Consider the following 26574-nt stretch of genomic DNA (forward strand, 5'->3'; position numbering starts at 1 on the left):
AAAACTCCATGCCTTGCGATATCGCTGGCGCGAACCACCACGAAAGCGCAAGTTTCAGTCCATGCCAAAGCTATCTTAGCGCCTATGCCCTTGTGGGGAGGGTCGCTGCGAAGCAGCGGGGTTGGGGTCGGCGCGAGGCCCCCACCCGGACCTGCGGTCCGACCTCCCCACAAGGGCCCAAGGGGGAGGTAGGGGTTTGCGCTAGGCAGCGCAGACTTCGCGGATCGAGCTTTCCAGAATGTCGAGCGCCTCGTTCATGACATTGTCCTGGATGGTGATCGGAGCCAGGAAACGGATGACGTTGCCGTAGACGCCGCAGGTCAGCAGGATCAGCCCCTTGTCGAGCGCCTTCAGCCGGATCGCATTGGCGATCTCGGCCGACGGCAGGCCCTTCTTGACGTCGTTGAATTCGACCGCGTTCATGAAGCCGAGACCCCTGATGTCGACAATCTCGGGCACATCGTCGCGGATCGACTGCAGCCGCTGTTTCAGCCGGGCGCCCAGCGTATTGGCGCGGTCGCACAGCTTTTCGTCCTCGATTACGTCGAGCACGGCGTGTGCTGCGGCGACACCGATCGGGCTGCCGCCATAGGTGCCGCCGAGCCCGCCAGGACCGGGCGCATCCATGATCTCGGCGCGGCCGGTGACCGCCGCCAGCGGGAAGCCGCCGGCCAGGCTTTTCGCCATGGTGGTAATGTCGGCCGCGACCTCATGATGATCCATGGCGAACATCTTGCCGGTGCGGGCAAAGCCGGTCTGCACCTCATCGGCGATCAGCAGCATGCCGTGCTGGTCGCAGAGCTTGCGCAGCGCCGTCAGGAATTCGCGCGGCGCGTCGTAGAAGCCGCCCTCGCCCTGGACCGGCTCGATGATGATGGCGGCAACGCGAGCCGGATCGACATCGGCCTTGAACAGTTTGTCGAGTGCGACCAGCGAATCGGCTGTAGACACGCCGTGCAGCGGCACCGGAAACGGCGCGTGGTAGACGTCGCCCGGCATGGCGCCGAAGCCGACCTTGTAGGGCACGACCTTGCCGGTCAGCGCCATGCCCATGAAGGTGCGGCCGTGGAAGCCGCCGGCAAAGGCGATGACGGCTTGGCGGCCAGTGGCGTTGCGGGCGATCTTGATGGCGTTCTCGACCGCTTCAGCACCCGTAGTGACGAAGATGGTCTTCTTCTCGAACTTGCCGGGCAGCATGCCGTTCAGCCGTTCGGCCAGCCTGACATAGCTCTCATAGGGCACGACCTGGTGGCAGGTATGGGTGAAGCGGTCGAGCTGTGCCTTGACCGCCTCGATCACCCTGGGATGGCGGTGGCCCGTGTTGACGACGGCGATACCGGAGGAGAAATCGATGTATCGGCGGCCTTCTACATCCCAGATCTCCGAATTCTCGGCGCGGTCGGCATAGATCTGCGTCGTCATGCCGACGCCGCGCGAGATCGACTGGTTCTTGCGCTCAGAAATGGCTGCGTTCTTCATTTCGTCCCTCATCGGGCCGACGCCCGTTCTCGTTAGATGAATGCCAAGGCCTCTTCTGACCTTATTTCACGTTTTCCTCAAGTTGGCACCGCCGCCGGGCGATTGGGCCTGTCGTCGATGCGGGCCACTTCGACAGACCGGTCTTAACCAGCCGACCGATACACGTACGGGGCAGTCCGTGACAGCTCACCCGTCACCGGGAACGGCGAAGCGATCCCGCTCGCCGCGGTGGCGAACTTCCGCTACGACCTCGAACAGCCGACGGTGTGGCGGCGCAACCGCATCCCGACGATCACCGTTCGCGCAGGCCTCGTTGGCGACGTGCTGCCGGCCACCGTCGTCAACGAATTGAAGCCGTCGGTCGACGCCTTCATCGCCAAACTGCCGCCCGGCTATTCCGTTGCAACCGCCGGCTCGGTCGAGGAAAGCGCCAAAAGCCAGGGACCGATCGCAGCGGTGGTGCCGCTGATGCTGTTCGTGATGGCGACCATCCTGATGATCCAGTTGCAAAGTTTTCAGCGCCTGTTCCTGGTCGTGGCGGTGGCGCCGCTCGGCCTGATCGGCGTGGTCGCGGCCCTGGTGCCGAGCGGCGCACCGCTCGGCTTCGTCGCCATTCTGGGCGTCCTGGCGCTGATCGGCATCCTGATCCGCAACTCAGGTGATCCTGATCGTGCAGATCGAGGATCTGGTGGCCGAGGGCCAAGACCGCTGGGAAGCCGTGATCGAAGCGACCGAGCACCGCATGCGGCCGATCGCGCTGACGGCCGCGGCCGCCAGCCTAGCGCTGATCCCGATCGCGCGCGAAGTGTTCTGGGGCCCGATGGCCTACGCCATGATGGGCGGCATCATCGCCGGCACGGCGATCACGCTGCTGTTCCTGCCGGCGCTTTATGTGACGTGGTTCAGGATCAAGGAGCCTAAGCAGGGGGACGAACCATCTGTTCCGGAGAACGGCGAACTGGCGCAAGACCCCGCTTAAGGCTTTGCCGGATCATTCGTTATCGTTAGAGGGTTCGGGGCGCGATTTCGCTCGCTGCCATGGCGATGATTTTGACGTCCGCCAAGCATGCCAGCCTTTTGGCAAGTCGGCCAATGCCAGGATGCTTTCATCCTGCTGCACCACCTCTTGCAGGCCAACGAGCATTATCTCGCGTTCATCCCAATCTCGAGAGTCGCTGCTATAGAATTGCCAACTGCCCCCTTCATCGTTGTAGTTCTCGTCATCGTCAGCTTCATGCACAACGTATGCGATCCAGTCGCCCCGTTTGAATATGCTCTTGTCCGATAGCACCGCGACATTGGGCGGATCTGCAAACTTCCATTCTTCCATGGAATTCCCCAAGCGATTATTCTGCGGAAGAAACTAGTTCACGCCGTCCGAACAAACCCCTCGCTCGCCCTAAGCAAATTGCGTGTGTAATCCTTCTCCACGCGGTGCCCGATCAGCTGGCCCGCCGTCAGGTTCTCCACCGCTTCGCCATTCTGCATCACCATCAGGCGCTCGCACATATGGGTGATGATGGCGAGGTCGTGGCTGACCATCAGGAAGGTCAGCTTGCGCCGACGGCGAACCTCTTCCAGCAGGTTGAGCACTTCCGCCTGCACCGAAGCGTCGAGCGCCGAGGTTGGTTCGTCGAGCAGCAGGATCGACGGTTCGAGGATGAGCGCCCGCGCGATCGCCACGCGCTGACGCTGACCGCCGGAGAGCTGGTGCGCGTAGCGGAAACGGAAACCGTTGCCTAATCCGACCTCGTCGAGGGCGCGCTGGATGCGTTGCTCGCCATCGGCAAAGCCGTGAATGGCGAGCGGCTCCTGCAGCAGGCGGTCGACGGTCTGACGCGGGTGCAGCGAACCATAGGGGTCCTGGAAGACCATCTGCACTTCGCGATAAAAAGCCTTGTCGCGGCGCGCTCCCAGCGTCTTGCCATTGACCGTGATAGTACCGGATGCGACAGGCACCAGGCCGGCAATGGCTTTGAGCAGCGTCGACTTGCCGGAACCGCTCTCGCCGACCAGGCCGAAGGATTCGCCGGACTTCACCTCGAGGTTCGCCCCTTTCAGCGCGCGAAAACGGTCGAACACCACCTCCAGCCCTTCAATCGAAATGGCTGGCGTCATGCCGCCCACTCCGGCTTGCGGTCGAGCACCGGCAGCGGGTGGCGTTCGTAACCGATCCTGGGCATGCAGTTGAGCAGGCCGCGCGTGTAGGGATGCTGGGCGTCGCGCAGCTCCGACGCCTTGAGCTGCTCGACCACCTTGCCGGCATACATGACGATGACGCGGTCGCAGAAGGAGGCGACCAGCCGCAGATCGTGCGAGATGAAGATCAGACCCATGCCGCGCTCACTGACCAAGCGGTCGAGGATGCCGAGCACATCGAGCTGAACGGTGACGTCGAGCGCCGAGGTCGGCTCGTCGGCGATCATCAGTTCCGGTCCGGCGATCAGCATCATTGCGATCATGGCGCGCTGGCCCATCCCGCCGGACACCTCGTGCGGATGCAGGTCGAAGACACGCGAGGGATCGCGGATCTGCACAGCTTCCAGCATGGCCAGCGCCCGCTCGCGCGCTTCGGCCTTGGAGACCTTTTCATGCGTGCGCAGCGTCTCGACGATCTGGCGGCCGATGCTCATCACCGGGTCGAGCGAATATTTCGGATCCTGCAGGATCATGGCGATGCGTTTGCCGCGCAGCGCCCGGCGCTGGCGGGCGGGTATGTCCAAAAGATCGATGCCGTCCAAGGCGAGCTTCTTGGCCGAAACCAGAGCCTGCGGCGGCGTCAGCCCCATGATGGCGCGGCCGGTCTGCGACTTGCCGGAGCCGCTTTCGCCGACAATGCCCAGCCGCTCTCGGCCGAGCGAGAAGGTGACGCCGCGCACCGCCTGGATGAGGCCGGTCCGAGTCGGGAAGGTGACGCGCAGGTCGTCGACATCGAGAAGTGCACCGCTCATTGGTCACCACTCATTGGTCGCCACTCCGGGGATCGAGCGCATCGCGCAGGCCGTCGCCCAGCAGGTTGAAGCCGAGACTGACGATCAGGATGGCGAAGCCGGGCGCGCCGGCCACCCACCATTGGTCGAGCACGAAGCGACGGCCGGACGCGATCATGGTGCCCCATTCCGGCAGCGGCGGCTGCGCGCCGAGGCCAAGGAAACCGAGGCCGGCGGCGGTGAGGATGATGCCGGCCATATCGAGCGTCACCCGGATGATCAGCGAAGAGATGCAGAGCGGCATGATGTGGCGCAGCACGATGCGGAACGGCGAGGCGCCCATCAATTGCACCGCCTTGATGTAATCGGAATTGCGCACGGTCATCGTCTCGGCCCGCGCAATTCGCGCGTAAGGCGGCCACGAGGTGATGGCGATGGCCAACACCGCGTTTTCGATCCCGGGGCCAAGGGCGGCGACAAAGGCCAGTGCCAGGATCAGCTTGGGGAAGGCGAGGAAGATGTCGGTAATGCGCATCAGAATGGCATCGGTCCAGCCGCCGGCATAGCCGGCGACGGTGCCGACCAAAAGGCCGATGGGGGCTGCGATGACAGCGACAAGAATGACGACATAGAGGGTCCAGCGCGAGCCGAAAAGAATGCGCGAATAGATATCGCGGCCGAGATCGTCGGTGCCGAACCAATGCGCCGCACTCGGCGCCAAAAGCCGGGCATTCTTGAGATCGCCGATGGTCGGCAAATAGGGCGCCAGCACATCGGCAAAGGCTGCGACCAGCAGCAGCGCGATGATGATGAGCAGGCCGAGAAACGCCAGCCGGTTGGCGGAAAAGCGCCGCCAAGCGACGTAGGCGCGGCCGAGCCGTGCCTGCATGCGCGAGGCCGGCCGATCGCTGAGCAGCCAATCGCGGCGCGTTTGGATTGCTTCGGCGCTCATCCTGTCTTCGTCCTCGGATCGAGCACCTTGTAGAGAACATCGGACAGGAGATTGATGCCGATGAACACCGAACCGATGACGATGGTGCCGCCGAGCACGGCGTTCATGTCGGCGTTCTGCAGCGAATTGGTGATGTAGAGGCCGATGCCGGGCCAGGAGAACACCGTCTCGGTCAGCACCGAACCTTCGAGCAGCCCGGCATAGGACAGCGCGATCACCGTGACCATCGGCACCGCGGCGTTGCGCAGCGCATGGCCCCAGATGATTCGCGTTTCAGACAGGCCCTTGGCGCGCGCGGCGACGATGTATTCCTGCGACAGCTCGTTCAGCATGAAGGAGCGCGTCATCCGGCTGATATAGGCGAGCGAGAAATAGCCCAGCAGCCCTGCCGGCAGGATGATGTGGCGGTAAGCGTCGTAGAAGACATCCCACTGGCCCTGCAGCGCGGCGTCGAGCAGGTAGAAGCCGGTGATCGGTGTGAATGTGTACTCGTAGACGATGTCGAGGCGGCCGGGAAAAGCCACCCATTGGAGCTTGGCGTAGAACAGGACAAGCCCCAAAAGCCCGATCCAGAAGATAGGCACGGAATAGCCGATCAGGCCGACAATGCGAACGATCTGGTCGATGAGACTGCCGCGTTTTACCGCTGCCAGCACGCCGAGCGGCACGCCGATCAACGAGCCTATCAAAGTGCCCAAAGTCGCCAGTTCGATCGTTGCCGGAAAGGCACGGCGGATGTCGGTCATCACAGGATTGGTGGTCAGCACAGAGGTGCCGAAATCACCGTTCAGCGCATGCTTGAGATAGATATAGAATTGCTCGATCAACGGCAGGTCGAGCCCCATCTCGCGGCGGGTGCGCTCGATGACATTGGCCGGTGCGCGGTCGCCGAGCACCGCCAGCACCGGATCGATCGGGATGACGCGGCCGATGAAAAAGGTCACCGCGAGCAGGCCGAGATAGGTGGTGACGGCGATGACCAGGAAGCGGCCGATCGCCAACAAGATAGCGACGGCGCGGGCGCTTCCCTGCCCCGCCGTCGCCTGGTTTTCAATCGCGCTCATCAGGGCGCGTCCGCCGGCGCTATTCCTTGGAGACCGGGCCGACGAAGTTGGTGTCGAAGCTCGGACCGAGCGCAAAGCCTTTCAGGTTTTTGCGCAGGCCTGCCACTTCCAATTGCTGGTGGATGATTACGAAGGGGCTGGTGTCGAGGATCGTCTTTTCAAGGCTCTTGTACATATCGGCGCGCTTGCCGGCATCCTTCTCCAGCAAGGCTGCTTCGGTCTGCTTTGTCAGGTCCGGGATGTCCCAGGCATTGCGCCAGGCCAGCGTCTTGGTCTTGCCTTCATCCGAATTGTCCGGGTTTGAGGCAAAGGTCTGGGCGTTGGAGTTCGGATCGAAATAGTCCTGGCCCCACTGGCCGATATAGATGTCATGATTACGGGCGCGGTATTTGGTCAGCGTCTGCTTGCCGTCGCCCGGGATAATTTCCAGCTTGATGCCGGCCTGGCCAAGCGTCTGCTGGATCGATTCCGCCATGCCGGTGGTCGGCTGTCCCGTGCGTACGTCCATGGTTACGCTGAAGCCGTCGGCCAGGCCGGCCTTGGTCAGCAGTTCCTTGGCCTTGGCGACGTCGAACTTGAACGGATTTTCGTCCAGTTCGCCCAGAACGCCCTTGGGCAGGAAGGTCTGGTGAATCTCGCCAATGCCCTTGAGGATGGTCGTGCTCAGCGCATCGTAGTCGACCAGATATTTGAACGCCTGGCGAACCTCGGGCTTGGCGAGGTTCGGATTCTTCTGGTTGAGGCTGATATAATAGACCGTGCCCTTCGGCGCGCTGGTCGTGGTGAGATCGGCATTCTTGGCGATGGCGTCGAGATCGTTCGGCTCGAGGTTGCGAGCAACGTCGATGTCGCCTGCTTCGAGCGCCAGGCGCTGCGCCGAGCTCTCCTTCATGTTGCGGTAGATGACGCGCGCGAGCTTGGCCTTCTCGCCATTGTAATTGTCGTTGCGCTCGAGCACGACGACCTCATTGGCCCGCCATTCGCGCAGCTTGTAGGCGCCGGAGCCGGCATAACCGGTCTTCAGGAAGGCGTTGCCGAAATCGTTGTCCCATTTGTAGTCGGCACTCGGCGTCACCGCGGCGACATGTTCCTTCACCAGCTTTGCGTCGACGACCGAAGCGACCGTTGCCGACAGGCAGTTTAACACGAAGCTCGGCGCATAGGCCTTGTCGACGGTGAACTGGAAGGTGGTATCGTCGACGGCCTTGGCCTTGTCGGCAACATTGTCGCCGCTGATGCCGAACTGGTTGATGATGAATGCCGGCGGCTTGTCCAGCTTGATGGCGCGCTCGAAGGAATAGGCGACATCGGCGGCCGTCAGTGGATTGCCCGAAGCGAACTTTAGGCCGGGCTTGAGCTTGAACGTATAGACCAGGCCGTCGTCGGAGACGGTCCAGCTCTCGGCAAGGTCGCCCTTGACCTTGGAGGTGTCGCTGAGATCGAGGCGGACCAGCAGATCATAGGTGTTGCCGGTGACCTCTGCGGTCGACAGTTCGAAGGCCTCGCCCGGATCCATGGATATGATGTCGTCGATGGCAAAACCTTCGACCAGCGTGTCGGCGGGCGTCACGGCGAAGGCGGGCGCAACGCCAATGAGCAGAGCGGACATGGCTGCACCTGCGAGCCAGACGCGCGAACGTAGAGCAAACTTTTCCATCATCATGATGATTGTTCCCTGTTTTGTTGATTGTTGACCCCGAGTTCCCGGCTCAGGGCTGCAGTAATCTTTTTCGCGGCCGGAGGACGACCGTTAGACCCCATACCGTGTTGATTTTTTTCCAGTTGGTCAACACCCTATCCGGCAGCCCTCCAACCGGCAACGGGCATTTTGCGAGCCGGCATACTGGACCGGAATATGCTGTGCGCGTCGAAGCATGGGCAAGCCAATTGCAGCCGCCGATGGGGAAAAATCTGCTCTTTTCGGTGTTACTTGATGGCAGCAACCAGATCGGCGTCGGGGAAGCAGGTGGCGGGGCGGCCATTCTTTTCCTGCCAGCTGCCGATCGAGCGGCGGGTCTTGAAGCCGGGCAGGCCGTCGGCGCTGCCGACATCGTAGCCCTTGGCCTCCAGCGCCCGTTGCAGCGCGGCGATGTCGGAACGATGCAGGCCGCCAACCGCACCCCAGCTGCCGACGAAATCAGCATCGCCATGGGCGATGCGGTCAGCGCCATGGCCGATGAACAGGGCGTACAGGTCGCTGGTGTTGTACTGTTTCAGCACGTAGAAATTGGGCGTGGCGATGAAGGCGGGGCCGCTGCGTCCGGCCGGCATCAAAAGGAATCCTTCCGCTTTCAGTTCGCCGGCCGGAAAGGCTTTGCCGCCGACGCGGCTGATTCCCATCGCCGCCCAGGCTGAGATTTTCTTGCCCTGGTCGGGACCTTCGAGCGAGCAGGAAACGCTTTCCGGCACCGTCACCTCGAAACCCCAGCCACGCCCCTTCACCCAGCCATAGTGGACGAGATAGTTGGCGATCGAGGCCAGCACGTCCGGCGTCGAATTCCAGATGTCGGGGTGGCCGTCACCGTCGTAGTCGACGGCGTGCTTCAGGAACGAGGTCGGCATGAATTGCGGCTGGCCGAGCGCGCCGGCCCAGGACGATTTCATGGCGCCGACCGGCGCCAACCCATGCTCGACGATCTCGAGCGCCGCCAGCACTTCGGTGCGGAAGAAGTCTTTCTTGGTCGACATGAAGGCCTTGGTGCCGAGCACTTCGAAAGCGTCGTAGGGCATTTTCGCCGCGCCGAAGCCGGTCTCGCGGCCCCAGATCGCCAACAGTATCTCGCCCGGGACACCGTAGCGCTTTTCGATCGCAGCCAGCGTCTTGGCGTTGGCCGCCTCGCGCGTGCGCCCACCTGACGTGACGGCGCGCACCGTCTTTTCGGCGAAATAGGCGCCGGGCGAACCGAACTCGGCCTGATGCTGTTTTTGCGGGGTTTTGGGTTTCTCGCCGGGCAGGACGAGGTCGGGCAATTTGAGGTTCGGCTTCACGCCATCGAAAGCGGCGTCGAAGGTGGATTTGGAGATGCCTTTGGTCTGGGCTTCCGGCCAGAGATCGGTTTGCAGCCAGGCGCGGAACTGGTCGTCGATTTTGGCGGCGGAGGCGGGGGCTACAAAAAGCAGGGCAACAAGGGATGCGAGAAGCGCAACGAGCGCCAATCCGAAAGGTCCGCTTTCTGTCGCGCCCCCCTCTGTCCTGCCGCACATCTCCCCCACAAGGGGAGAGATTGGCTGTCGCTTCGGTTTTCGCCAACCACCAGCGTTGAAAGAAGAATGCCGCCCGAGAAGCTGCTGATCTCCCCCCTTGAGGGGGAGATGTCCGGGAGGACAGAGGGGGGTGTTTGGCGCAAACCTCGAAGAATGCGAAGCTTTCATGTCGCACATCCTGCCCGCCAATTGCGTCAAAACGCCGTCCGCGAGCGCAAGGCCGCCGCCAGCGTCCCCTCATCCAGATAGTCGAGTTCGCCGCCGACCGGCACGCCATGTGCAAGCCTGGTGACCTTGATCTTGAAACCCGAGAGCTGGTCGGTGAGATAATGCGCCGTCGTCTGGCCCTCGACCGTGGCGTTGACGGCGAGGATCACCTCCTTCACCTCGCCGCCGGCGACGCGGTCGACCAGCGAGCGGACATTGAGCTGGTCGGGGCCGATGCCGTCGAGCGGCGACAGCGTGCCGCCGAGCACATGGTAGCGCACATTCATGGCCGCCGCCCGCTCCAGCGCCCAGAGGTCGGAGACATCCTCGACGACGATCAGCGTCGAGGCATCGCGGCGCGGATCGGTGCAGATCATGCAAGGGTCGGAGGTATCGACGTTGCCGCAGGTCGTGCAGATGCGCACCTTGTCGGCGGCTTCAGCCATGGCGGCGGCGAGTGGCGACAAAAGCTGCTCCTTCTTCTTGATGAGGTGCAGTGCCGCACGCCTGGCCGAACGAGGCCCTAGCCCCGGCACCTTGGCCAGGAGTTGGATCAGGCGTTCGATCTCGGGACCGGCGATTCGCTTCGACATCGCACTGATCTAGGATTTTTCCGCGCGCTTTGAAACATGCGCATACGCACCGAGCCCGCCATGCTGCCATGGCGGGCTCGGAAACTGTTTTAGGCGTCAGTAAGCTGACGCTGGCCGGGTCTGGTCGATAATCATCGCGCCGATAGCGTCGGTATTCTCAGGCGTCGACTGGAAGCCCATCGACGCTTCCTGCGTTGCCGATGGAACCGAGGTGATGTAGCGGGCGTTCAGCGTGCCGCCGAAACGCGAGGCATCGGGCTCGGCCATCGGCTCCTGCATCGCCACCTCCGTCTGCTTGGCGGCGACGCGGGCGCTCTTGGCGGGCGCCGCGGAAGCCGTCACATAGGTCTGCTCGGCCGGGGCACGTGTCGCCTTGGCTGCGCGAACCGCCGCGGCCTGCTTGGCCGGATCTGGACGGACAATGGTCTTCACCACCGGCTCGGCGTAGGCAACCTGCAACGGCGCTTCAGGCACAGGCGCGCGCGGCTGCGCCGAGGCAACCATGGTCGTGGATTCATCCGGCAGCGGCTGCCAGTTGCGACCGCGCTTCTCGTAGAAGGCGTTGCCGCCGGCAACCATGGTGTAATGCATGTTCTTGTAGGGGAACCTCAGGCCGGCGGTGTGGAAGTACATCGTGTTCTTCAGCTTGGCCTTGCGCTCGCCCTTGAGCACCGCATCGGCGGCCTCCTCGACATCGGGCATCGCTTTCGAATTCATCGCCCGCGTCATCACGCCGGGCGCGAACTGGCCCGGTTCGCCAACCACTTGGCAAATGGTGCTGCCATGATTGCCGGAGCGCAGCCGGTTCATCACCACCGTGCCGACGGCGATCATGCCGTCACGGCTCGAGCGGTTGGACTCGAAGAACATCGCCCGCTCCAGGCATTCCTTCTCCTTCGGCGTGTTGCGGTAGGCGCGCGTCGAAAGGAAGCTGGGCGTGATGGCGTCGGTCAGGCTGGCGACCGACAGGCCGTGCGAAGACGTGGTCTGGCTACAACCCGCCAGGAACATAGGGGAGAAGATGATGCCGAGCAGAAGCGGCGTCTTCCATCGCGTCGCGATCAACAAAAATGCCTCATTGTCCAGATGCCAGCCCGCCCCGAGATGTGGCAAGAATGAGACTCTTAAAGGCAAAAAGATGGCTAAAGGATTAGCTTTCGTGCAGCATAGGTAAAACTTTATAAATGCCCGGATATGTCCGCGTGAGCAAAGCCGGAGAAAGTCTTAACAACAGCTCCGCAGCCGATTTCCCTTCATAATCAATTAACTGGTTGGAGCCGGCTCAGAACGGCAATTTCATTCCGGGCGGGATCGGCAAGCCTGCCGTTAGCGCCTTGGTCTTCTCCTGCATAATCTGCTCGACCTTATTTTTGGCGTCATTGTGAGCGGCCAGCAGCAGGTCTTCGAGAATCTCGACCTCGTCCTCCTTGAACAGCGACGGATCGATCTTCAGCGACTTCATTTCGAACTTGCCGGTCAGCGTGACATTGACCAGCCCGCCGCCCGCCTGCCCGCTTGCTTCAATCGTCGCGATCTCGTCCTGCATGGCCTGGAACTTGGCCTGCATTTCCTTCGCCTTGCCCATCAGGCCGAGAAGATCTTTCATGGTCGGGTCCTTTGCGGATTCGTGGCTATGGTCAGGTTTCGTCGTCGTCGGACGGCGGCTCGACCGGCGCTTCGGCCTTGTCGGTGTCGACTTCCGGCGCGTCGGGAATGCGCACGTCGATGATCTTGGCGCCGGGAAAGCGCGCGAGGATGGCGGCCACCGCCGGATCGCTTTTCGCGTCGGAGAAAGCGGTCTCGCGCCTGGTCGATTCCATCTCGGCTAACGTCTGGCCGCCCTCTTCCTTCGACAATGACACCAGCCAGTTGCGGCCGGTCCAGGCCCGCAGCTTCGTCGTCAAGTCGTTGAGCAGCATCTTGGGCGCATCGGCGGTCAGGCCGACGTCAATACGGCCGGGCTCGATGCGCACCAGGCGAATACAGCTCTTGACCAGCACCTTGAAGGCGATGTCACGCTGCGCGTCGGCAAGAGCGACAATATCGGCCAGCGATTTCAGCGGCGGCGATTGCGGCTCGACGACCGGCTGCGGAGGCGCGACAAAGGCGACCGGGGGCGCGTCGACCAATCGCATGGTTTGCGCACCGGCTGGCCCGGACGGCATCCGGGTCTGCGCTACCGCGCTGGCGCCGCCGCCATTGCCGGCATTTACCGGCGCATCATTCGGGCGTGACGCACCACCGGACGCCGGAGCGCCGCTCTCCAGAGATTTCAGCGCCTCGTCCAGCGTCGGCAGGTCGGCGGCATGCGCCAGCCGGATCAGCACCATCTCGCCGGCGCTGACCGGTCGGTTGGACGACTGCACCTCGGGAATGCCTTTCAAGAGCATCTGCCAGGTTCGCGACAGAACCTTGACCGACAGCGTGCTGGCGAAGTCGGCGCCGCGGCGGCGCTCATCCTCGGACAGGGAAGCGTCGTCAGCAGCCGTCGGCACGAAGCGCAGGCGGGTGACGAGGTGGTTGAATTCGGCCAGATCGGTCAGCACGGCAGCCGGATCGGCGCCGGTGTCGTACTGGTTGCGGAATTCGGCAAGGGCGGCCGCCACATCGCCCTTCATGACATGTTCGAACAGGTCGACGATGCGGGCGCGGTCGGCGAGACCCAGCATGGCGCGAACCGCTTCGGCGCTGACGGCGCCGCCGCCATGGGCGATTGCCTGGTCGAGGATGGAGAGCGAATCGCGGGCCGAGCCTTCGGCGGCGCGCGCGATCATCGCCAGCGCGTCGTCGTCGACCGATATGCCTTCCTTGCCGGCAATCGAGGAGAGGTGCGCGACCAGTGCGCCGGCATCGATGCGTCTCAGGTCGAAACGCTGGCAGCGCGACAGCACGGTGATCGGCACTTTGCGGATTTCGGTGGTGGCAAAGATGAATTTGACGTGCGGCGGCGGCTCTTCCAGCGTCTTCAACAGGCCGTTGAAGGCCTGGGTGGAGAGCATGTGCACTTCGTCGATGATGTAGACTTTGTAGCGCGCCGACACCGGGGCATAGCGCACGCGCTCGATAATGTCCCTGATGTCGTCGATGCCGGTATGCGACGCGGCGTCCATCTCGATGACGTCGACATGGCGGCCTTCCATGATCGCCTGGCAGTGCTCGCCCAGGAAGGCGAGGTCGACCGAGGGATGGTCGACCGTCGGCGTCTTGTAGTTGAGCGCGCGTGCCAGGATGCGCGCCGTCGTGGTCTTACCGACGCCGCGCACGCCGGTCAGCATCCAGGCCTGGGCGATGCGGCCTGTGGAGAAAGCGTTGGTCAAAGTGCGGACCATCGGCTCCTGGCCGATCAGTTCGGAGAAATTCGACGGACGATATTTGCGCGCCAGCACGCGATAGGCGACGGCCTTTTGCTTCTCCAGGTTTTCGGGGTCCGAATTTCCGGCTTCGCTCATTCGCCCGTAAAGCTCCAAAAGGCCGCGTCTCAGCGTAGCCGATTCCTGCTAGATCGTTTCACCGTCTTCTGAAACGGCAAACCGCTCTACCCTTTGCTTTAACGCAATTCCGGACGGGAAACCGCTCACACTTTCCCTGGAATTGCTCCAATAGTCTCGCCCGCGCTGCAATGCGTCGTCAATGTCGCGAGAGGGGCCGATGAGGTGGGAGGCTGGAACAATGACCCGTTCCGGGCTCGTTAGGGCTGCTTCCTTCCGGACCTGACCCGGTTGGCGAGTGGATCGTCCACCACCAACCTCCCGCGTTCCATATCGGCAATTCAGCGATCAAATGCAAGGGTGCATTGAGAATCGGATGCCCGTGAACTCCGCCGCTCAATGAATCGCTTGCAGCCCCCGTGCAGCCGCTCTAGCGTCATGAGTTTGGGAATAATGCGAGAAGCGCAAGGGAAACGCCAATGCTACCGGGCCTCAAGGCCGGATTCACGCTCGACTCCAGGCTGGAGGCGGATAGCGAGCAGCTGATGTGGCTCGGCCTGTGCGAGCTCAGGGTGATGAACGATAGCCGCTGGCCATGGCTGGTCCTGGTGCCGCAGCGGCCGGGGGCCGAAGAAATCCACGACATGACGCCGCTCGACCAGGCGATGTTGACCTTCGAAACCAACATGGTGGCGCAGGCGCTGAAAAGAACCACGGGCTGCACCAAGATCAACACCGGCGCGCTCGGCAACATCGTTCGGCAATTGCATGTCCACGTCATCGCCCGCTCGGAAGGCGATCCGGGCTGGCCGGGGCCGGTGTGGGGGCACGGTATGCGCGAGCCCTATGAGCGTTCAGGCATCCGCCAATTTGCGCAACAGATCAAGGCGGCGCTATAAGCCGCCTGTGTCCATCCCTAGACGTTCGAGCTTCCATGACCTTTCGCCTTTTTGACGCGCCCTTGCGCGAACCGAGCCAGTTCGTCGGCTTCGCCGGAAACACGATTGATCGGCAATCCGAGAACCGCGCCGACGATTCCGTCGAAAGGGCGTTGGCCGATCCCTCGGCACGTCTTCTGCCGATGCATGGCGGACGGCTGTATCTGAAATTGCACGATGGCAGCTTCGACCCTTGGTTCGATCTGGCTGAGAGCCAGAAGCTGCAGCCATCACTCGCACAAGGCGTGCTGCTTGGCTTTGCCGAGAGCGGCCCGGTCCTTGCCGTGCCGGTCGGCCTCGATCCCGAACAGCTGCCGGAGACCATGAAGGCGATCGATTATCGCTCGGTCTATATGCAGGGGCTGATCGACGAGGCGGCAGCGGGCGCGCTGGCGCAAGGCGCCGCCCTGCTTGCCTGGCATGCCACCCATCGCTTCTGCAGCAAATGCGGCCATGAATCGCAAATGCGGGCCGGCGGCTACAAGCGCCATTGCCCAAATTGCGGCACCGAGCACTTTCCACGCACCGATCCGGTGTCGATTATGCTGACGGCGACGCGGGAAAAATGCCTGCTCGGCCGCGGCCGGCATTTCGGGCCCGGCATGTACTCGGCGCTTGCCGGCTTCATCGAGCCGGGCGAGACGATCGAGGCGGCGGTGCGCCGCGAAACGCTGGAGGAAGCCGGCATCCGGCTCGGCCGCGTCGTCTACCATGCCAGCCAACCCTGGCCGTTCCCCTATTCGCTGATGATCGGCTGTTTCGGCGAACCGCTCAATGACGACATCCAGGCCGATCTCAACGAGTTGGAAGATTGCCGCTGGTTTTTTCGCGACGAGGTGCGTTCGATGCTGGAGAGGACGCACAAGGACAATCTGGTCACGCCGCCGAAAGGCGCGATCGCGCATCATCTGATCCGCGCCTGGGTCGACAGCGAATAAGACTTGTTATTTTACGCAATTCCGGACGGAAAACCGCTTCACACTTTTCCTGGAATTGCTTAACGGGAGCAAAAAATGATCCGTCACACCGTGGTTTTCACCCTGAAGCACCCGCAGTACTCGCTGGAGGAAAAGCGGTTCCTCTCCGATGCCAAGCGCATTCTCAGCGCAATCAAGGGCGTCACCCATTTCGAGCCGCTGCGGCAAGTCAGCCCGAAGAACGACTACCACTTCGGCTTCTCGATGGAGTTCGTCGATCAGGCCGCCTACACCAGATATAACGAGCATCCCGACCACGTTGCCTTCGTGCGCGACCGCTGGATCCCGGAAGTCGAAACCTTCATGGAAATCGACTATGTGCCGCTGACCCTGCTGGTTTAGGGAACCTTAGTCCGCGACCTTCCACTGCTCGCGCGACTCGCTGGCGGGATAGACACCCAGAATGCGCACTTCGCGCGAGAAGAAGCGCAGTTCGTCCAGCGCCAGCTTGACCAGTGGATCGTCGGGATGGCCCTCGATATCGGCGTAGAACAGCGTCGCGGTGAAGGCGCCCAGTTGATAGCTCTCCAGCTTCGTCATGTTGACGCCGTTGGTGGCGAAACCGCCCATTGCCTTGTAGAGCGCAGCCGGCACGTTGCGGACACGGAACATGAAGGTCGTCATCATCTTGGTGTCGGCCGAGGGCCGTTCGGCCAACCGCTTGTCCTTGGTCAGGACGACGAAGCGGGTGACATTCGAGTCCGTGTCCTCGACATTCTTCTCGATGATGTCGAGGCCATAGAGTTCTGCGGCGAGCGCAGGCGCCAGCGAGGCCATGCTGCGGTCCTTGAGCTCGGAGACCAGCTTCGCCGAACCCGCCGTGTCGCCGGCAATCACCGGCTTCCAGCCATTCTTGCGGATGTATTTGCGGCACTGTCCCAGCGCATGGATATGGCTGTGCACGGTCTTGATCTCTTCGCGTTTGACGCCGGGCAGCACCATCAGTTGGAAATGGATCGGCAGGAAATATTCGCCGACGATGTGGAGTTTCGATTCCGGCAAGAGATGATGGATGTCGGCGACGCGGCCGGCGATGGTGTTTTCGATCGGGATCATGGCGAGGTCGGCCTTGTTGGTCTCGACCGCGTTGAAGGCATCCTCGAAGGTGGGGCACGGCAACGGCTCCATGGAAGGGAACATGTTGCGGCTGGCGGTGTCGGAATTGGCGCCCGGTTCGCCCTGGAAGGCTATTCTGTTGGTCTTGTCAGGCATGCCGATATCTCAGGTTTGAAAGGATCTGCGGTGTCAGGAAAGAATTTGTCTTCTCAGCAAAGAATTTGTCTGGCGCGTTCGAGGTCTTCCGGCGTGTCGACGCCGAGCGGCAGCGATTGCACGATCTCGGCATCGATGCGCATACCGGCCTCGAGCGCCCGCAACTGCTCCAGCCGCTCGCGCCGCTCCAGCGGCGACGGTTTTAGCGCGACGAAGCGTTCGAGGGCTGAGCGCCGATAGGCGTAAAGGCCGACATGGTGATAGAGCGGCCCCTCGCCCCAGGGCGCGGTGGCGCGGGTGAAATAGAGCGCCTTCAGCCGCGTCGCCGACAACGGCGAACCGACGATCTTGACGACGTTGGGGTTGGCCTTTTCCTCGTCGCGGACGATCTCGACGCCGAGCGTGGCGATGTCGACCGCAGCGTCCTCGAACGGTTTCAGCGCCGCACCGATGATCTTGGGATCGATGGTCGGCAGGTCGCCCTGCACATTGACGATGGTTTCGACCTTGCGATCGGGGTCGAGGGCGGTCAGCGCCTCGAAGATACGGTCGGAGCCGGATTCGTGGTCGGTGCGCGTCATCACCGCCTCGAAACCGTGCGCGCGCACCGCTTCGGCCACGCTGCGCGTGTCGGTTGCCACCACCACCCGGCCAAGCCCAGCCTCAGCGGCGCGGCGGGCGACATGGACGATCATCGGCGCGCCGGCTATGTCGGCCAGCGGCTTGCCCGGCAGGCGCGTCGAGGCCATGCGGGCCGGGATCAGGATGAGGGTGGACATCGAGGTTGCAAGGCGTTCGAAAGAGGATGGGGAAAGTGGCAAAAGGTCTCACTGGAAGCGCCCTTATAGGTGTTGCAACGCCCAAGCAAAAGACCTAGTTTCCGCCCGATTTGACCGGCTCGACGGGGTGGGTCACGATACCGACGGACGGAGTGGACGGAGAGGTCCGCCGGAAAAGGGAGCCCTGGGGCGTATGGATTCCAACGAAGTCAACAAACTGCTCGCCGGGTTGCTTGGAACCTGTTTCGTCGTCTTCTCGGTCGGTTTGGTGTCCGACGCCCTGTTTGCCTCGCCGGCGCCGGAAAAACCCGGCTTTGCCATCGAGGCGACGGAGCCTGCCGAAGGCGGCGCCGCCGGACCCGCAGCAGAGGCGAAGCCGATCGCCGACCTTTTGGCCACCGCCAATGTCGAGCAAGGTGCGGCCGTCTTTAAGAAATGCCAGGCCTGCCATTCCGGCGAAAAAGGCGGCCCCAACAAGGTCGGCCCGGATCTCTGGGACATCGTCGACCGCCCCGTCGCCGAGCATGAGGGCTTTGCCTATTCGGCCGGCATGAAGGAGTTTTCCAAGGGCGGCGCCGAGAAGTGGACCTATGACAATCTCAACCACTTCATCACCTCGCCGAAGAAATTCGTGAAGGGCACGGCGATGGGCTTTGCCGGCCTGCCGAAGGACGAGGACCGCGCCAACGTCATTGCCTATCTGCGCACGCTGTCGGATAGCCCGAAGCCGCTGCCGACGCCAGGTGCCGCCGCCGATGCAACGGCGCCGGCCAAGCCGGCCGAGGGTGCCGCTCCGGCCAAGCCGGCTGAAGGTGCAGCTCCAGCCCCTGCGACGCCGGCACCGGCGCCCGCCAAATAACCGAATTGTCATCTCCATGACCTCAAAAAAGCCGGGTTCAGCCCGGCTTTTTGTTAGGAAAATCGCATATGCGGCGACAAAGCCGCCGCATGGCGGTTTTCACCGGCGTCAAATCATTTAGGATTGCCGGGCATCGCGACGAGGAGAACGCATGACGGTTGGCCGAACGCTTCTGAGGTCCTTTCTGGTTGTGGGCGCCCTCGCAGGCGGCCTGCAGGCATCCTTCCCCCAGGAATGGCACACCACCTCTTCGCTGATCGGCCCCTCCAAATATGGCGAGAACTTCCAGCGCTACGATTATGTGAATCCGGATGCACCGAAGGGCGGTACCTACAATTCGGTCGTTTCCGGCACGTTCGACAGCTTCAATCCCTACGTCGTGCAGGGCTCGCCGGCGGCCGGCCTGCAGCCATTTGGCGGCGGCCTGCTCTACGACACGCTCATGGATCAAGCGACTGACGAAGGCAGCGTCAGCCACCCGCTCATCGCCGATGCCTACAAGTACCCTACCGACTATTCCTCGGCCACCTACCGGCTCGACCCACGGGCGAAATGGCATGACGGACAGCCGATCACCACTGACGACGTGATCTGGTCGTTCCAGGTGCTGAAGGCCAACAGCCCGATGTACAGCCGCTATTTCGAAAACGTCACCGACGCCGTCGCTGTCTCGGACCGTGAGGTCGAGTTCCACTTCGACCAGAAGGGCAATCGCGAACTGCCCAAGATCCTCGGCGACCTTGTCGTGCTGCCCAAGCATTGGTGGGAAGGCACCGACGACAATGGCAAGAAGCGCGACATCACCAAGGGGACGCTGGAGCCGCCGCTGGGCTCGGCTGCATACAAGATCGCCAGCTTCAAGGCGGGGTCGGAAATCGTCTGGCAGCGCGTCCCCGACTATTGGGGCGCCAAGCTGGCTGTGAAGATCGGCCGGGAGAATTTCGACACGCAGCACTTCACCTACATTCTTGACGACAACGCCTCCTGGGAGGCGTTCAAGAAAGGTGGCCTCGACGATATCAAGCCGGAAAACAGCTCGAAGCGCTGGGCGACATTTTATGATTTCGCGGCGATCAAGGCCGGCGATGTGATCAAGCAGGAGTTCAAGACCACCTCGCCCGAGCCGATGCAGGCTTTCATGCTCAACCAGAGACATAGGTTGTTTGCCGATCGTCTGGTCAGGGCCGCGCTCACCTACCCGTTCGATTTCGAATCGATGAACCGCACGCTGTTCTTCGGTTTCAACACTCGCACCCACAGCTATTTCCAGGGCACGGACCTAGCCTCTAGCGGCTTGCCGCAAGGCAAGGAATTGGAGATCCTGGAGAAGTACCGCGACAAGCTGCCGCCGGAAGTATTCACCCAGGAATTCAAGTTGCCGGTCTACGATTCGCCGCAGGCGGAGCGCAAATATCTGAAGCAGGCGGTCGACCTGTTCGCCCAGGCCGGCTGGGTGATCAAGGGCGGCAAGATGGTCAACGCCAAGACCGGCGAGCCATTCAAGTTTGAAATCCTAGGCTCGAATGAAACCGACCAGGTCATTTCCAGCCCCTGGATCGCCAATCTGCGCAAGATCGGCGTCGATGCGACACTGCGCATCGTCGACCCGAGCCAGTACACCAACCGCGTCAGAAATTTCGATTACGACGTCATCACAGGACAGCTCCAACAGTCGGAATCGCCCGGCAACGAGCAGCGCGATTTTTGGAGCTCCAAGTCCGCCGGCACACCGGCATCGCGCAATTATTCCGGCATCAAGAACCCGGTCGTTGACGCCCTTGTCGACCGCATCATTTTTGCCACGGATCGCGATGACCTCGTCGCCACCACCCATGCGCTCGATCGCGTGCTGCTGTGGAATTACTATGTGGTGCCGCAATACTATCGCGCCGTTGTGTGGCTGGCTTACTGGAACAAGTTCGGCATTCCGGAAAAGCAGCCCGGCTACCGTGGCGCCGATATCGATTCCTGGTGGATCGATGCGGACAAGGAAAAGGCCCTGGCCGCCAAGTACAAGGGCAGCAATTGATGGCGGGGCTCCCTCGCCGCGATTTCCTGGCCCTCAGTGGCGCCGCGGCTGTTGCTGCGCTGCTGCCGGGCAAGGCTTTCGCCGCCAGCCCAACCCGCGTGAAACTGCATGGACTGTCGGCTTTCGGCGACCTCAAATACAAGCCGGACTTCACTCATTTCGACTATGTCAATGTCGATGCGCCGCAAGGTGGCGTCTTCAACTTCCTGCCGCGCAACTGGCTTGCCAACCAGACGCCGCTGACCTTCAACACGCTGAATTCGTTCGTCCCCAAAGGCGATTCGCCCCAGCGCACGGAGATGTGCTTCGATTCACTGATGGTGAGAGCGTACGACGAACCTGACGCCGTTTACGGGCTGATCGCTGACGGCGTGACGATTTCCGACGACCGCAACGACTTCACCTTCTCGCTGCGCCCGCAGGCCCGCTTCCATGACAGCACGCCATTGACCGCAGAGGATGCCGCCTTCACCTTCAAGCTGCTCAAGGACAAGGGGCACCCGTACTATTCCCTGCCGCTAACGCATCTGGATGACGGGATTGCCGTGGATGCCCACACGCTGCAGCTTAGGTTTTCCGGCAAGCAGACAAGCCGCACCATCCTCAACGTCGTCGAGTTCCCGGTCCTGTCGAAGGCGTTCTACACGACCAACCCGTTCGATTCCTCGCAGATGAACCCGCCGTTGGGGTCAGCCGCCTACAAGGTCGGTCGCTGGTCGGCAGGGGCCTGGATCGAATATGAGCGTGTGGCTGATTATTGGGGCAACGACCTGCCGGTCAATCGCGGCCAGAACAATTTTCAGCGGATTCGCGTTGAGTTCTATCAGGACCGTAGCGTTGCCTTCGAAGCGTTCAAGAAGGGAGAAATCCTCTACAGGGAGGAATTCACCTCGCGCGTCTGGGCGACCGGCTACGACTTCCCAGCCTTCACTGCCGGCAAGGTGGTGAAGCACGAATTCCCGGCCGAAACGGTGCCTTCGATGCAGGGCACCGCCGTCAACCAGCGGCGCGAGCAGTTTCGCGACTCGCGCGTGCGGCAGGCGATCGGGCTGTGCTTCGACTTCGAATGGACGCGGCGCAATTTCTTCTACGGTTCCTATGAGCGCTCGCAATCCTGCTTCGAGAAATCCGAATTTCGCGCCGAGGGCAGACCGTCGCCACAAGAATTGGCTCTTCTTGAGCCGCTGCGTGAGCAGATTCCCGCCGAGGCTTTTGGCGAAGCCGTGATCCAGGACGCGTCGAACGGCTCCGGCCGCGACCGGCAGTTGCTTGGCAAGGCGGCCAAGCTTCTGGCCGAGGCCGGCTGGAAACGGTCCGGCAATTTCGTCGTGAACGACAAGGGTGGTCGGTTGTCCGCAGAGTTTCTTGTCGACGACGAAGTCTTCGAACAGGTCTACTCGCCCTGGGTCGAAAACATGAAGGCGGTCGGCATCGATGCCTCGATCCGGCTGGTGGATGCCGCGCAATATCAGCTGCGGCAGAATTCGTTCGACTACGACCTCGTCTCGGTCGCGGCCTCGTTTCCGGCGACGCCAACCCGTGATGACCTCGAAACCATTTTCCATTCGCGAGCAGCTACCGTATCGGGCTCTCGCAATCTGCCGGGAACGTCGAGCCCGGCCATCGACGCCCTGGTTGACGCCGCAGGTGCCGCCGAGGGTCGCGAAAGCCTGACAATTGCCATGCGCGCGCTCGACCGGGTCTTGCGTGCACGGAGGGATTGGATTCCAAGTTGGTTCCTGGCGAATCATCGAAGCGCCTATTGGGACATGTTCGGTTTTCCCGAGCGGAAACCCGATTTCGACTTCCCGGTCGAAGCGCTGTGGTGGGTCGACAAGGGCAAGGCGGCAAAAATTGGCAAAGGGTAGGCTGTTGCGCGGCACTTTACCCTCCCCCTCGTGGGGAGGGTCGGTGAGCACTTCGTGCGCAGCGCGAATGGCGAACCGGGGTGGGGGTGTGACGGCGTACGCCGGATCGAGACTACCCCCACCCCGCTCCGCTTCGCGGATCGACCCTCCCCACAAGGGGGAGGGTGAAAGCTGATGGGCGCCTACATACTGCGCCGTATCCTGCTGATGATACCGACCCTGTTCGGCATCATGGCGGTTGCTTTCGTCGTCACTCAATTCGCACCGGGTGGACCGGTCGAGCAGGTCATCGCCAGCCTGACCAACCAGGGCGGCAGCGACCGCCTCGGCAGCGGCGGCGGCGATGCAGGAGGCGGCGGCAATTTCGATGTGGCCGGCGATGTCGGTTCGAAGTACCGCGGCGCGCAAGGGCTCGATCCTGAATTCATCAAGAAGCTGGAAAAGCAGTTCGGCTTCGACAAACCACCGCTCGAACGCTTCGGCATGATGCTGTGGAACTATGTCCGCTTCGATTTCGGCGACAGCTATTTCCGTGACATCTCGGTGCTCGATCTGATCCTGGAAAAGATGCCGGTGTCGATCTCGCTTGGGCTGTGGATCACGCTGTTGTCCTATCTGATCTCGATTCCCCTTGGCATCCGCAAGGCGGTCAAGGACGGCTCCGCCTTCGACGTCTGGACCAGCGGCGTGATCATCGTCGGCTATGCCATACCGGCCTTCCTGTTCGGCATATTGCTGATGGTGCTGTTCGCGGGCGGCTCCTTCTGGGACTGGTTCCCACTGCGCGGCATCGTCTCCGACAATTGGGACCAATTGTCGTGGCCTGACAAGATCGTCGATTATTTCTGGCACATGACCTTGCCGCTGACGGCGCTGGTGCTGTCGGCCTTCGCGACGACGACGCTGCTGACCAAGAACTCCTTCCTGGAAGAGATACGCAAACAGTATGTGGTGACGGCCCGTGCCAAGGGCCTGTCGGAGCGGCGGGTGCTTTACGGACATGTGTTCCGCAACGCAATGCTGATCGTCATTGCCGGCTTTCCAGCGGCCTTCATCTCGGCCTTTTTCACCGGCTCGCTTTTGATCGAGAACATCTTTTCCCTCGACGGTCTCGGGCTGCTCGGTTTCAGGTCCGTGTTGGCGCGCGACTATCCGGTCGTGTTCGCCAACCTCTATATATTTTCGCTACTTGGCCTGTTCGTGACGCTGTTGTCCGACCTGATCTACACATGGGTCGATCCGCGCATCGATTTCGAGCGGAGAGACGTCTGATGACGCAGGCTGCAGCCGAGATCACACCGACAAGGATCGCCCGCCCCTGGCTGTCGCCGCTCAACAAGCGGCGCTGGCAGAACTTCAAGGCCAACAGGCGCGGCTACTGGTCGTTGTGGATATTCCTCGCTCTGTTCGTGCTGTCGCTGTTTGCCGAACTGATCGCCAACGACAGACCGATCGTCGCCTACTACAAAGGCGAGATCCTGTTCCCGGTGGCGGTCGCCTACCCCGAGGAAAAATTCGGCGGCTTCTACGCCGTCACCGACTATCGCGACCCGGTCATCCGCGACGAGATCAACGCCAATGGCTGGATGATCTGGCCGCCAATCCGCTATTCCTACCGCACCGTCAACAATGCGATCCCCGACGCCGCTCCCGCAAAACCGTCATGGGAATACGACGCGCAGAGGCGATGCAGCCAATATCCGCAAGGCGCTGCCGATCCTGACTGCATTGTCGGCAACTGGAACTGGCTGGGTACCGACGACCAGGCGCGCGACGTGCTGGCGCGCATCATCTACGGGTTCAGGATTTCCGTGCTGTTCGGGTTGATCCTGACCGCGGGTTCGTCGGTTATCGGCGTCGCCGCCGGCGCGCTGCAAGGGTATTTCGGCGGCTGGACCGACCTTCTCTTTCAACGCTTCATAGAAATCTGGTCGGCGATACCGCTGCTGTATCTGCTGCTGATCGTCGCTGCCATCCTGCCGCCGGGCTTCTTCATCCTGCTCGGGCTGATGCTGCTCTTCTCCTGGACGTCGCTTGTCAGCGTGGTGCGCGCCGAATTCCTGCGCGCGCGCAACTTCGAATATGTCAACGCGGCCCGCGCGCTTGGTGTGTCCAACCGCACCATCATGCTGCGCCATCTTCTGCCCAATGCCATGGTGGCGACGCTGACCTTCATGCCTTTTCTGGTCAGCGCCTCGATCTCGACACTGACCTCGCTCGACTATCTCGGCTTCGGCCTGCCGCCCGGCACCGCGTCGCTCGGCGAACTGCTAAAACAGGCGCAGAGTAACCTCAATGCCCCCTGGCTCGGTATATCGGGCTTCATCGTCATCTCGCTGATGCTGTCGCTGTTGGTGTTCATCGGTGAAGCAACGCGCGATGCTTTCGACCCGCGCAAGGCGTTCCGATGAGCAGCGAACTCCTGCTCTCCGTCCGCGATCTCAGCGTTGCCTTCACCCAAGGCGGCAACGAGTCGACCGCCGTCGACCACATCTCCTTCGATCTCGCCAAGGGCGAGACGGTGGCGCTTGTGGGCGAATCCGGTTCCGGCAAATCGGTCTCGGCGCTGTCGGTGCTGAAGCTTCTGCCCTACCCGACGGCCAGCCATCCCTCGGGCAAGATCCTGTTCCAGGGCGCCGACCTTTTGGCGATGAACGAAAAGCAGTTGCGCAGCGTGCGCGGCAACAAGATCACCATGATCTTCCAGGAGCCGATGACCTCGCTCAATCCGCTGCACACGATCGAGCAGCAGATCGTCGAGATCCTGGCGCTGCATCAGGGCATGGGCGACCGCCAGGCCAAGGCGCGCACGCTGGCGCTGCTCAACGAGGTCGGCATTCGCGAACCGGAAAAGCGGCTCGACGCCTATCCGCACCAGCTGTCCGGCGGCCAACGCCAGCGCGTCATGATCGCCATGGCGCTGGCCAACGAGCCTGAACTGCTGATCGCCGACGAGCCGACGACGGCGCTCGACGTCACTGTCCAGGCGCAGATCCTCGAATTGCTGGCGGGGCTGAAGAGCCGCAAGGGCATGTCAATGCTGTTCATCACCCATGATCTCGGCATTGTCAGAAAGATCGCCGACCGCGTCTGCGTGATGACCAAAGGCAAGATCGTCGAGACCGGGCCGACCAGGGACATCTTCGCCAACCCGCAGCACGCTTATACCAAGCACCTCCTGGCCGCCGAGCCGAAGGGCAAGCCGCCGGCCGCCAACGACGCCGCCAAACCGGTTATGACCGGCAAGGACATCAAGGTTTGGTTCCCGATCAAAAAGGGTTTCTTTCGCACCACCGTCGACAATGTGAAGGCTGTTGACGGAATCGACGTCACCGTACGCGCCGGCCAGACGCTAGGCGTCGTCGGCGAATCCGGCTCCGGCAAGACGACGCTCGGGCTGGCGCTGGCGCGGATGATCTCATCGACCGGCACCATCCAGTTCAATGGCAGCGACATCAACCAGCTTTCCTTCAACGCCATGCGGCCGCTGCGCCGCGAGTTGCAGATCGTTTTCCAGGACCCGTTCGGCTCGCTCAGCCCGCGCATGTCGGTCTCGGAGATCATCGAGGAAGGCTTGAAGATCCACGAGCCGAAGCTGTCGCCCGATCAACGCGACGACAAGGTCGTCGCCGTGCTGAAGGAGGTCGGGCTCGATCCGGCGACCAGGAACCGCTATCCGCATGAATTCTCCGGCGGCCAGCGCCAGCGCGTCGCCATTGCGCGCGCCATGGTGCTCAATCCACGCTTCGTCATGCTGGACGAACCGACCTCGGCGCTCGACATGAGCGTGCAGGCGCAAGTGGTCGACCTCTTACGCAATCTGCAGGCCAGGCACGACCTTGCCTATCTGTTCATCAGCCACGATCTGAAAGTCATTCGCGCCCTTGCCAATGACGTCATCGTCATGCGCAATGGCAAGATCGTCGAAGCCGGCCCTTCCGAACAGATTTTCGAGCGGCCGCAGACCGACTATACGAAGGCGCTGATCTCGGCCGCGTTCAAGATCGAGACGGCGCCGGTCGGTATCGTCAGCGAATAACAGGGAATACAATCCG

23 protein-coding genes, 1 other RNA gene and 1 pseudogene are annotated in these 26574 nt (G+C 62.2%); 10 read left to right on the forward strand and 15 right to left on the reverse strand.

Going from position 1 to position 26574, the window contains the following annotated elements:
- Positions 1 to 201 precede the first annotated feature (201 nt).
- Positions 202 to 1479 carry a 4-aminobutyrate--2-oxoglutarate transaminase gene (locus X757_RS155740; protein ID WP_023699447.1) on the reverse strand — a complete coding sequence of 426 codons (1278 nt, stop codon included), beginning with the start codon at positions 1477 to 1479 and terminating at the stop codon, positions 202 to 204.
- Positions 1480 to 1674: 195 nt separating this feature from the next.
- Here X757_RS155740 and X757_RS1000000166345 point away from each other — a divergent pair.
- Positions 1675 to 2458 (forward strand): annotated as a pseudogene (locus X757_RS1000000166345) (efflux RND transporter permease subunit); the annotation flags it as partial.
- Positions 2459 to 2470: 12 nt separating this feature from the next.
- Here the strand turns inward: X757_RS1000000166345 and X757_RS155730 are convergent.
- The 12 genes from X757_RS155730 to ffs all read right to left on the reverse strand — a co-directional run bounded on the left by X757_RS155730 (position 2471) and on the right by ffs (position 14179).
- Entirely contained in the window at positions 2471 to 2809 is a 339-nt protein-coding gene (locus X757_RS155730; protein WP_023696743.1) for a DUF2185 domain-containing protein, read from the reverse strand.
- Positions 2810 to 2847: 38 nt separating this feature from the next.
- Positions 2848 to 3597 (reverse strand): ABC transporter ATP-binding protein, encoded by a 750-nt coding sequence (locus tag X757_RS155725; protein WP_023669527.1) that lies wholly within the window; start codon positions 3595 to 3597, stop codon positions 2848 to 2850.
- Complete coding sequence (locus X757_RS155720; RefSeq protein WP_023669526.1) at positions 3594 to 4430, reverse strand: ABC transporter ATP-binding protein; 837 nt, start codon at positions 4428 to 4430, stop codon at positions 3594 to 3596. Before X757_RS155720 ends, X757_RS155725 begins: the two co-directional genes overlap by 4 nt.
- Positions 4431 to 4440: 10 nt before the next feature.
- On the reverse strand, positions 4441 to 5361 hold the full coding sequence (locus X757_RS155715) for an ABC transporter permease (protein WP_023669525.1): 921 nt from the start codon (positions 5359 to 5361) through the stop codon (positions 4441 to 4443).
- A complete protein-coding gene (locus tag X757_RS155710) occupies positions 5358 to 6425 on the reverse strand; it encodes an ABC transporter permease (RefSeq protein ID WP_023725784.1) in 1068 nt (355 codons plus the stop codon). The genes X757_RS155715 and X757_RS155710 overlap by 4 nt, the downstream gene beginning before the upstream one ends.
- A 19-nt stretch (positions 6426 to 6444) precedes the next feature.
- Positions 6445 to 8088, reverse strand: a complete 1644-nt coding sequence (locus tag X757_RS155705) for an ABC transporter substrate-binding protein (RefSeq protein ID WP_023725785.1) — start codon at positions 8086 to 8088, stop codon at positions 6445 to 6447.
- Between the two features lie 263 nt (positions 8089 to 8351).
- Positions 8352 to 9629, reverse strand: coding sequence for a lytic murein transglycosylase (locus tag X757_RS155700; protein WP_023725786.1), 1278 nt, complete (start codon positions 9627 to 9629; stop codon positions 8352 to 8354).
- Between the two features lie 194 nt (positions 9630 to 9823).
- Positions 9824 to 10429 carry a recombination mediator RecR gene (recR, locus tag X757_RS155695; RefSeq protein ID WP_023692600.1) on the reverse strand — a complete coding sequence of 202 codons (606 nt, stop codon included), beginning with the start codon at positions 10427 to 10429 and terminating at the stop codon, positions 9824 to 9826.
- A gap of 96 nt (positions 10430 to 10525) precedes the next feature.
- The gene (locus tag X757_RS155690; protein WP_023725787.1) at positions 10526 to 11494 is read right to left on the reverse strand and encodes a cell wall hydrolase; all 969 of its coding nucleotides are present in this window, start codon (positions 11492 to 11494) and stop codon (positions 10526 to 10528) included.
- Between the two features lie 217 nt (positions 11495 to 11711).
- Entirely contained in the window at positions 11712 to 12035 is a 324-nt protein-coding gene (locus tag X757_RS155685) for a YbaB/EbfC family nucleoid-associated protein (protein WP_023669519.1), read from the reverse strand.
- Positions 12036 to 12066: 31 nt separating this feature from the next.
- Positions 12067 to 13878 carry a DNA polymerase III subunit gamma/tau gene (locus X757_RS155680; RefSeq protein WP_023696748.1) on the reverse strand — a complete coding sequence of 604 codons (1812 nt, stop codon included), beginning with the start codon at positions 13876 to 13878 and terminating at the stop codon, positions 12067 to 12069.
- A gap of 204 nt (positions 13879 to 14082) precedes the next feature.
- Positions 14083 to 14179, reverse strand: an RNA gene (ffs, locus tag X757_RS1000000166350) — signal recognition particle sRNA small type.
- A 157-nt stretch (positions 14180 to 14336) separates the two neighbouring features.
- Between ffs and X757_RS155675 the strand changes: the two genes are divergently transcribed.
- The 3 genes from X757_RS155675 to X757_RS155665 all read left to right on the forward strand — a co-directional run bounded on the left by X757_RS155675 (position 14337) and on the right by X757_RS155665 (position 16114).
- Positions 14337 to 14756: an HIT domain-containing protein gene (locus X757_RS155675; RefSeq protein WP_023682032.1), complete on the forward strand. Its 420-nt coding sequence runs from the start codon at positions 14337 to 14339 to the stop codon at positions 14754 to 14756.
- A 35-nt stretch (positions 14757 to 14791) separates the two neighbouring features.
- A complete protein-coding gene (nudC, locus tag X757_RS155670) occupies positions 14792 to 15733 on the forward strand; it encodes an NAD(+) diphosphatase (RefSeq protein ID WP_023696749.1) in 942 nt (313 codons plus the stop codon).
- A 75-nt stretch (positions 15734 to 15808) separates the two neighbouring features.
- Positions 15809 to 16114 carry a Dabb family protein gene (locus X757_RS155665; protein ID WP_023669515.1) on the forward strand — a complete coding sequence of 102 codons (306 nt, stop codon included), beginning with the start codon at positions 15809 to 15811 and terminating at the stop codon, positions 16112 to 16114.
- Positions 16115 to 16120: 6 nt separating this feature from the next.
- On the opposite strand, the gene X757_RS155660 is transcribed toward X757_RS155665, so the two are convergent.
- Both X757_RS155660 and X757_RS155655 read right to left on the reverse strand, forming a co-directional pair.
- Complete coding sequence (locus X757_RS155660; protein ID WP_023696750.1) at positions 16121 to 16984, reverse strand: prephenate dehydratase; 864 nt, start codon at positions 16982 to 16984, stop codon at positions 16121 to 16123.
- Positions 16985 to 17037: 53 nt separating this feature from the next.
- The gene (locus tag X757_RS155655; RefSeq protein WP_023696751.1) at positions 17038 to 17763 is read right to left on the reverse strand and encodes a 3-deoxy-manno-octulosonate cytidylyltransferase; all 726 of its coding nucleotides are present in this window, start codon (positions 17761 to 17763) and stop codon (positions 17038 to 17040) included.
- Between the two features lie 193 nt (positions 17764 to 17956).
- Here X757_RS155655 and X757_RS155650 point away from each other — a divergent pair, with 193 nt between their 5' ends.
- The 6 genes from X757_RS155650 to X757_RS155625 all read left to right on the forward strand — a co-directional run bounded on the left by X757_RS155650 (position 17957) and on the right by X757_RS155625 (position 26558).
- On the forward strand, positions 17957 to 18622 hold the full coding sequence (locus X757_RS155650; protein WP_023669512.1) for a cytochrome c family protein: 666 nt from the start codon (positions 17957 to 17959) through the stop codon (positions 18620 to 18622).
- A gap of 151 nt (positions 18623 to 18773) precedes the next feature.
- Positions 18774 to 20651 (forward strand): extracellular solute-binding protein, encoded by a 1878-nt coding sequence (locus X757_RS155645; protein WP_023725788.1) that lies wholly within the window; start codon positions 18774 to 18776, stop codon positions 20649 to 20651.
- A complete protein-coding gene (locus X757_RS155640; protein WP_023712586.1) occupies positions 20651 to 22519 on the forward strand; it encodes an extracellular solute-binding protein in 1869 nt (622 codons plus the stop codon). The genes X757_RS155645 and X757_RS155640 overlap by 1 nt, the downstream gene beginning before the upstream one ends.
- 174 nt (positions 22520 to 22693) lie before the next feature.
- Entirely contained in the window at positions 22694 to 23791 is a 1098-nt protein-coding gene (locus X757_RS155635; RefSeq protein ID WP_023712587.1) for a microcin C ABC transporter permease YejB, read from the forward strand.
- Entirely contained in the window at positions 23791 to 24930 is a 1140-nt protein-coding gene (locus X757_RS155630) for an ABC transporter permease (protein ID WP_023682037.1), read from the forward strand. The genes X757_RS155635 and X757_RS155630 overlap by 1 nt, the downstream gene beginning before the upstream one ends.
- Complete coding sequence (locus X757_RS155625; RefSeq protein WP_023688772.1) at positions 24927 to 26558, forward strand: ABC transporter ATP-binding protein; 1632 nt, start codon at positions 24927 to 24929, stop codon at positions 26556 to 26558. The genes X757_RS155630 and X757_RS155625 overlap by 4 nt, the downstream gene beginning before the upstream one ends.
- Positions 26559 to 26574: the final 16 nt, after the last annotated feature.

The organism is Mesorhizobium sp. LSHC412B00, assembly GCF_000503035.1.
GTDB lineage: Bacteria > Pseudomonadota > Alphaproteobacteria > Rhizobiales > Rhizobiaceae > Mesorhizobium.

Coding starts and splice junctions, on each gene's coding strand:
- X757_RS155625 (WP_023688772.1), top strand. CDS start 24,927: ATGAGCAGCGAACTCCTGCTCTCCGTCCGCGATCTCAGCGTTGCCTTC.
- X757_RS155650 (WP_023669512.1), top strand. CDS start 17,957: ATGGATTCCAACGAAGTCAACAAACTGCTCGCCGGGTTGCTTGGAACC.
- X757_RS155675 (WP_023682032.1), top strand. CDS start 14,337: ATGCTACCGGGCCTCAAGGCCGGATTCACGCTCGACTCCAGGCTGGAG.
- X757_RS155730 (WP_023696743.1), bottom strand. CDS start 2,809: ATGGAAGAATGGAAGTTTGCAGATCCGCCCAATGTCGCGGTGCTATCG.
- X757_RS155660 (WP_023696750.1), bottom strand. CDS start 16,984: ATGCCTGACAAGACCAACAGAATAGCCTTCCAGGGCGAACCGGGCGCC.
- X757_RS155665 (WP_023669515.1), top strand. CDS start 15,809: ATGATCCGTCACACCGTGGTTTTCACCCTGAAGCACCCGCAGTACTCG.
- X757_RS155700 (WP_023725786.1), bottom strand. CDS start 9,629: ATGTGCGGCAGGACAGAGGGGGGCGCGACAGAAAGCGGACCTTTCGGA.
- X757_RS155740 (WP_023699447.1), bottom strand. CDS start 1,479: ATGAAGAACGCAGCCATTTCTGAGCGCAAGAACCAGTCGATCTCGCGC.
- X757_RS155685 (WP_023669519.1), bottom strand. CDS start 12,035: ATGAAAGATCTTCTCGGCCTGATGGGCAAGGCGAAGGAAATGCAGGCC.
- X757_RS155640 (WP_023712586.1), top strand. CDS start 20,651: ATGGCGGGGCTCCCTCGCCGCGATTTCCTGGCCCTCAGTGGCGCCGCG.
- X757_RS155645 (WP_023725788.1), top strand. CDS start 18,774: ATGACGGTTGGCCGAACGCTTCTGAGGTCCTTTCTGGTTGTGGGCGCC.
- X757_RS155635 (WP_023712587.1), top strand. CDS start 22,694: ATGGGCGCCTACATACTGCGCCGTATCCTGCTGATGATACCGACCCTG.
- nudC (WP_023696749.1), top strand. CDS start 14,792: ATGACCTTTCGCCTTTTTGACGCGCCCTTGCGCGAACCGAGCCAGTTC.
- recR (WP_023692600.1), bottom strand. CDS start 10,429: ATGTCGAAGCGAATCGCCGGTCCCGAGATCGAACGCCTGATCCAACTC.
- X757_RS155655 (WP_023696751.1), bottom strand. CDS start 17,763: ATGTCCACCCTCATCCTGATCCCGGCCCGCATGGCCTCGACGCGCCTG.
- X757_RS155680 (WP_023696748.1), bottom strand. CDS start 13,878: ATGAGCGAAGCCGGAAATTCGGACCCCGAAAACCTGGAGAAGCAAAAG.
- X757_RS155705 (WP_023725785.1), bottom strand. CDS start 8,088: ATGATGATGGAAAAGTTTGCTCTACGTTCGCGCGTCTGGCTCGCAGGT.
- X757_RS155725 (WP_023669527.1), bottom strand. CDS start 3,597: ATGACGCCAGCCATTTCGATTGAAGGGCTGGAGGTGGTGTTCGACCGT.
- X757_RS155710 (WP_023725784.1), bottom strand. CDS start 6,425: ATGAGCGCGATTGAAAACCAGGCGACGGCGGGGCAGGGAAGCGCCCGC.
- X757_RS155720 (WP_023669526.1), bottom strand. CDS start 4,430: ATGAGCGGTGCACTTCTCGATGTCGACGACCTGCGCGTCACCTTCCCG.
- X757_RS155630 (WP_023682037.1), top strand. CDS start 23,791: ATGACGCAGGCTGCAGCCGAGATCACACCGACAAGGATCGCCCGCCCC.
- X757_RS155715 (WP_023669525.1), bottom strand. CDS start 5,361: ATGAGCGCCGAAGCAATCCAAACGCGCCGCGATTGGCTGCTCAGCGAT.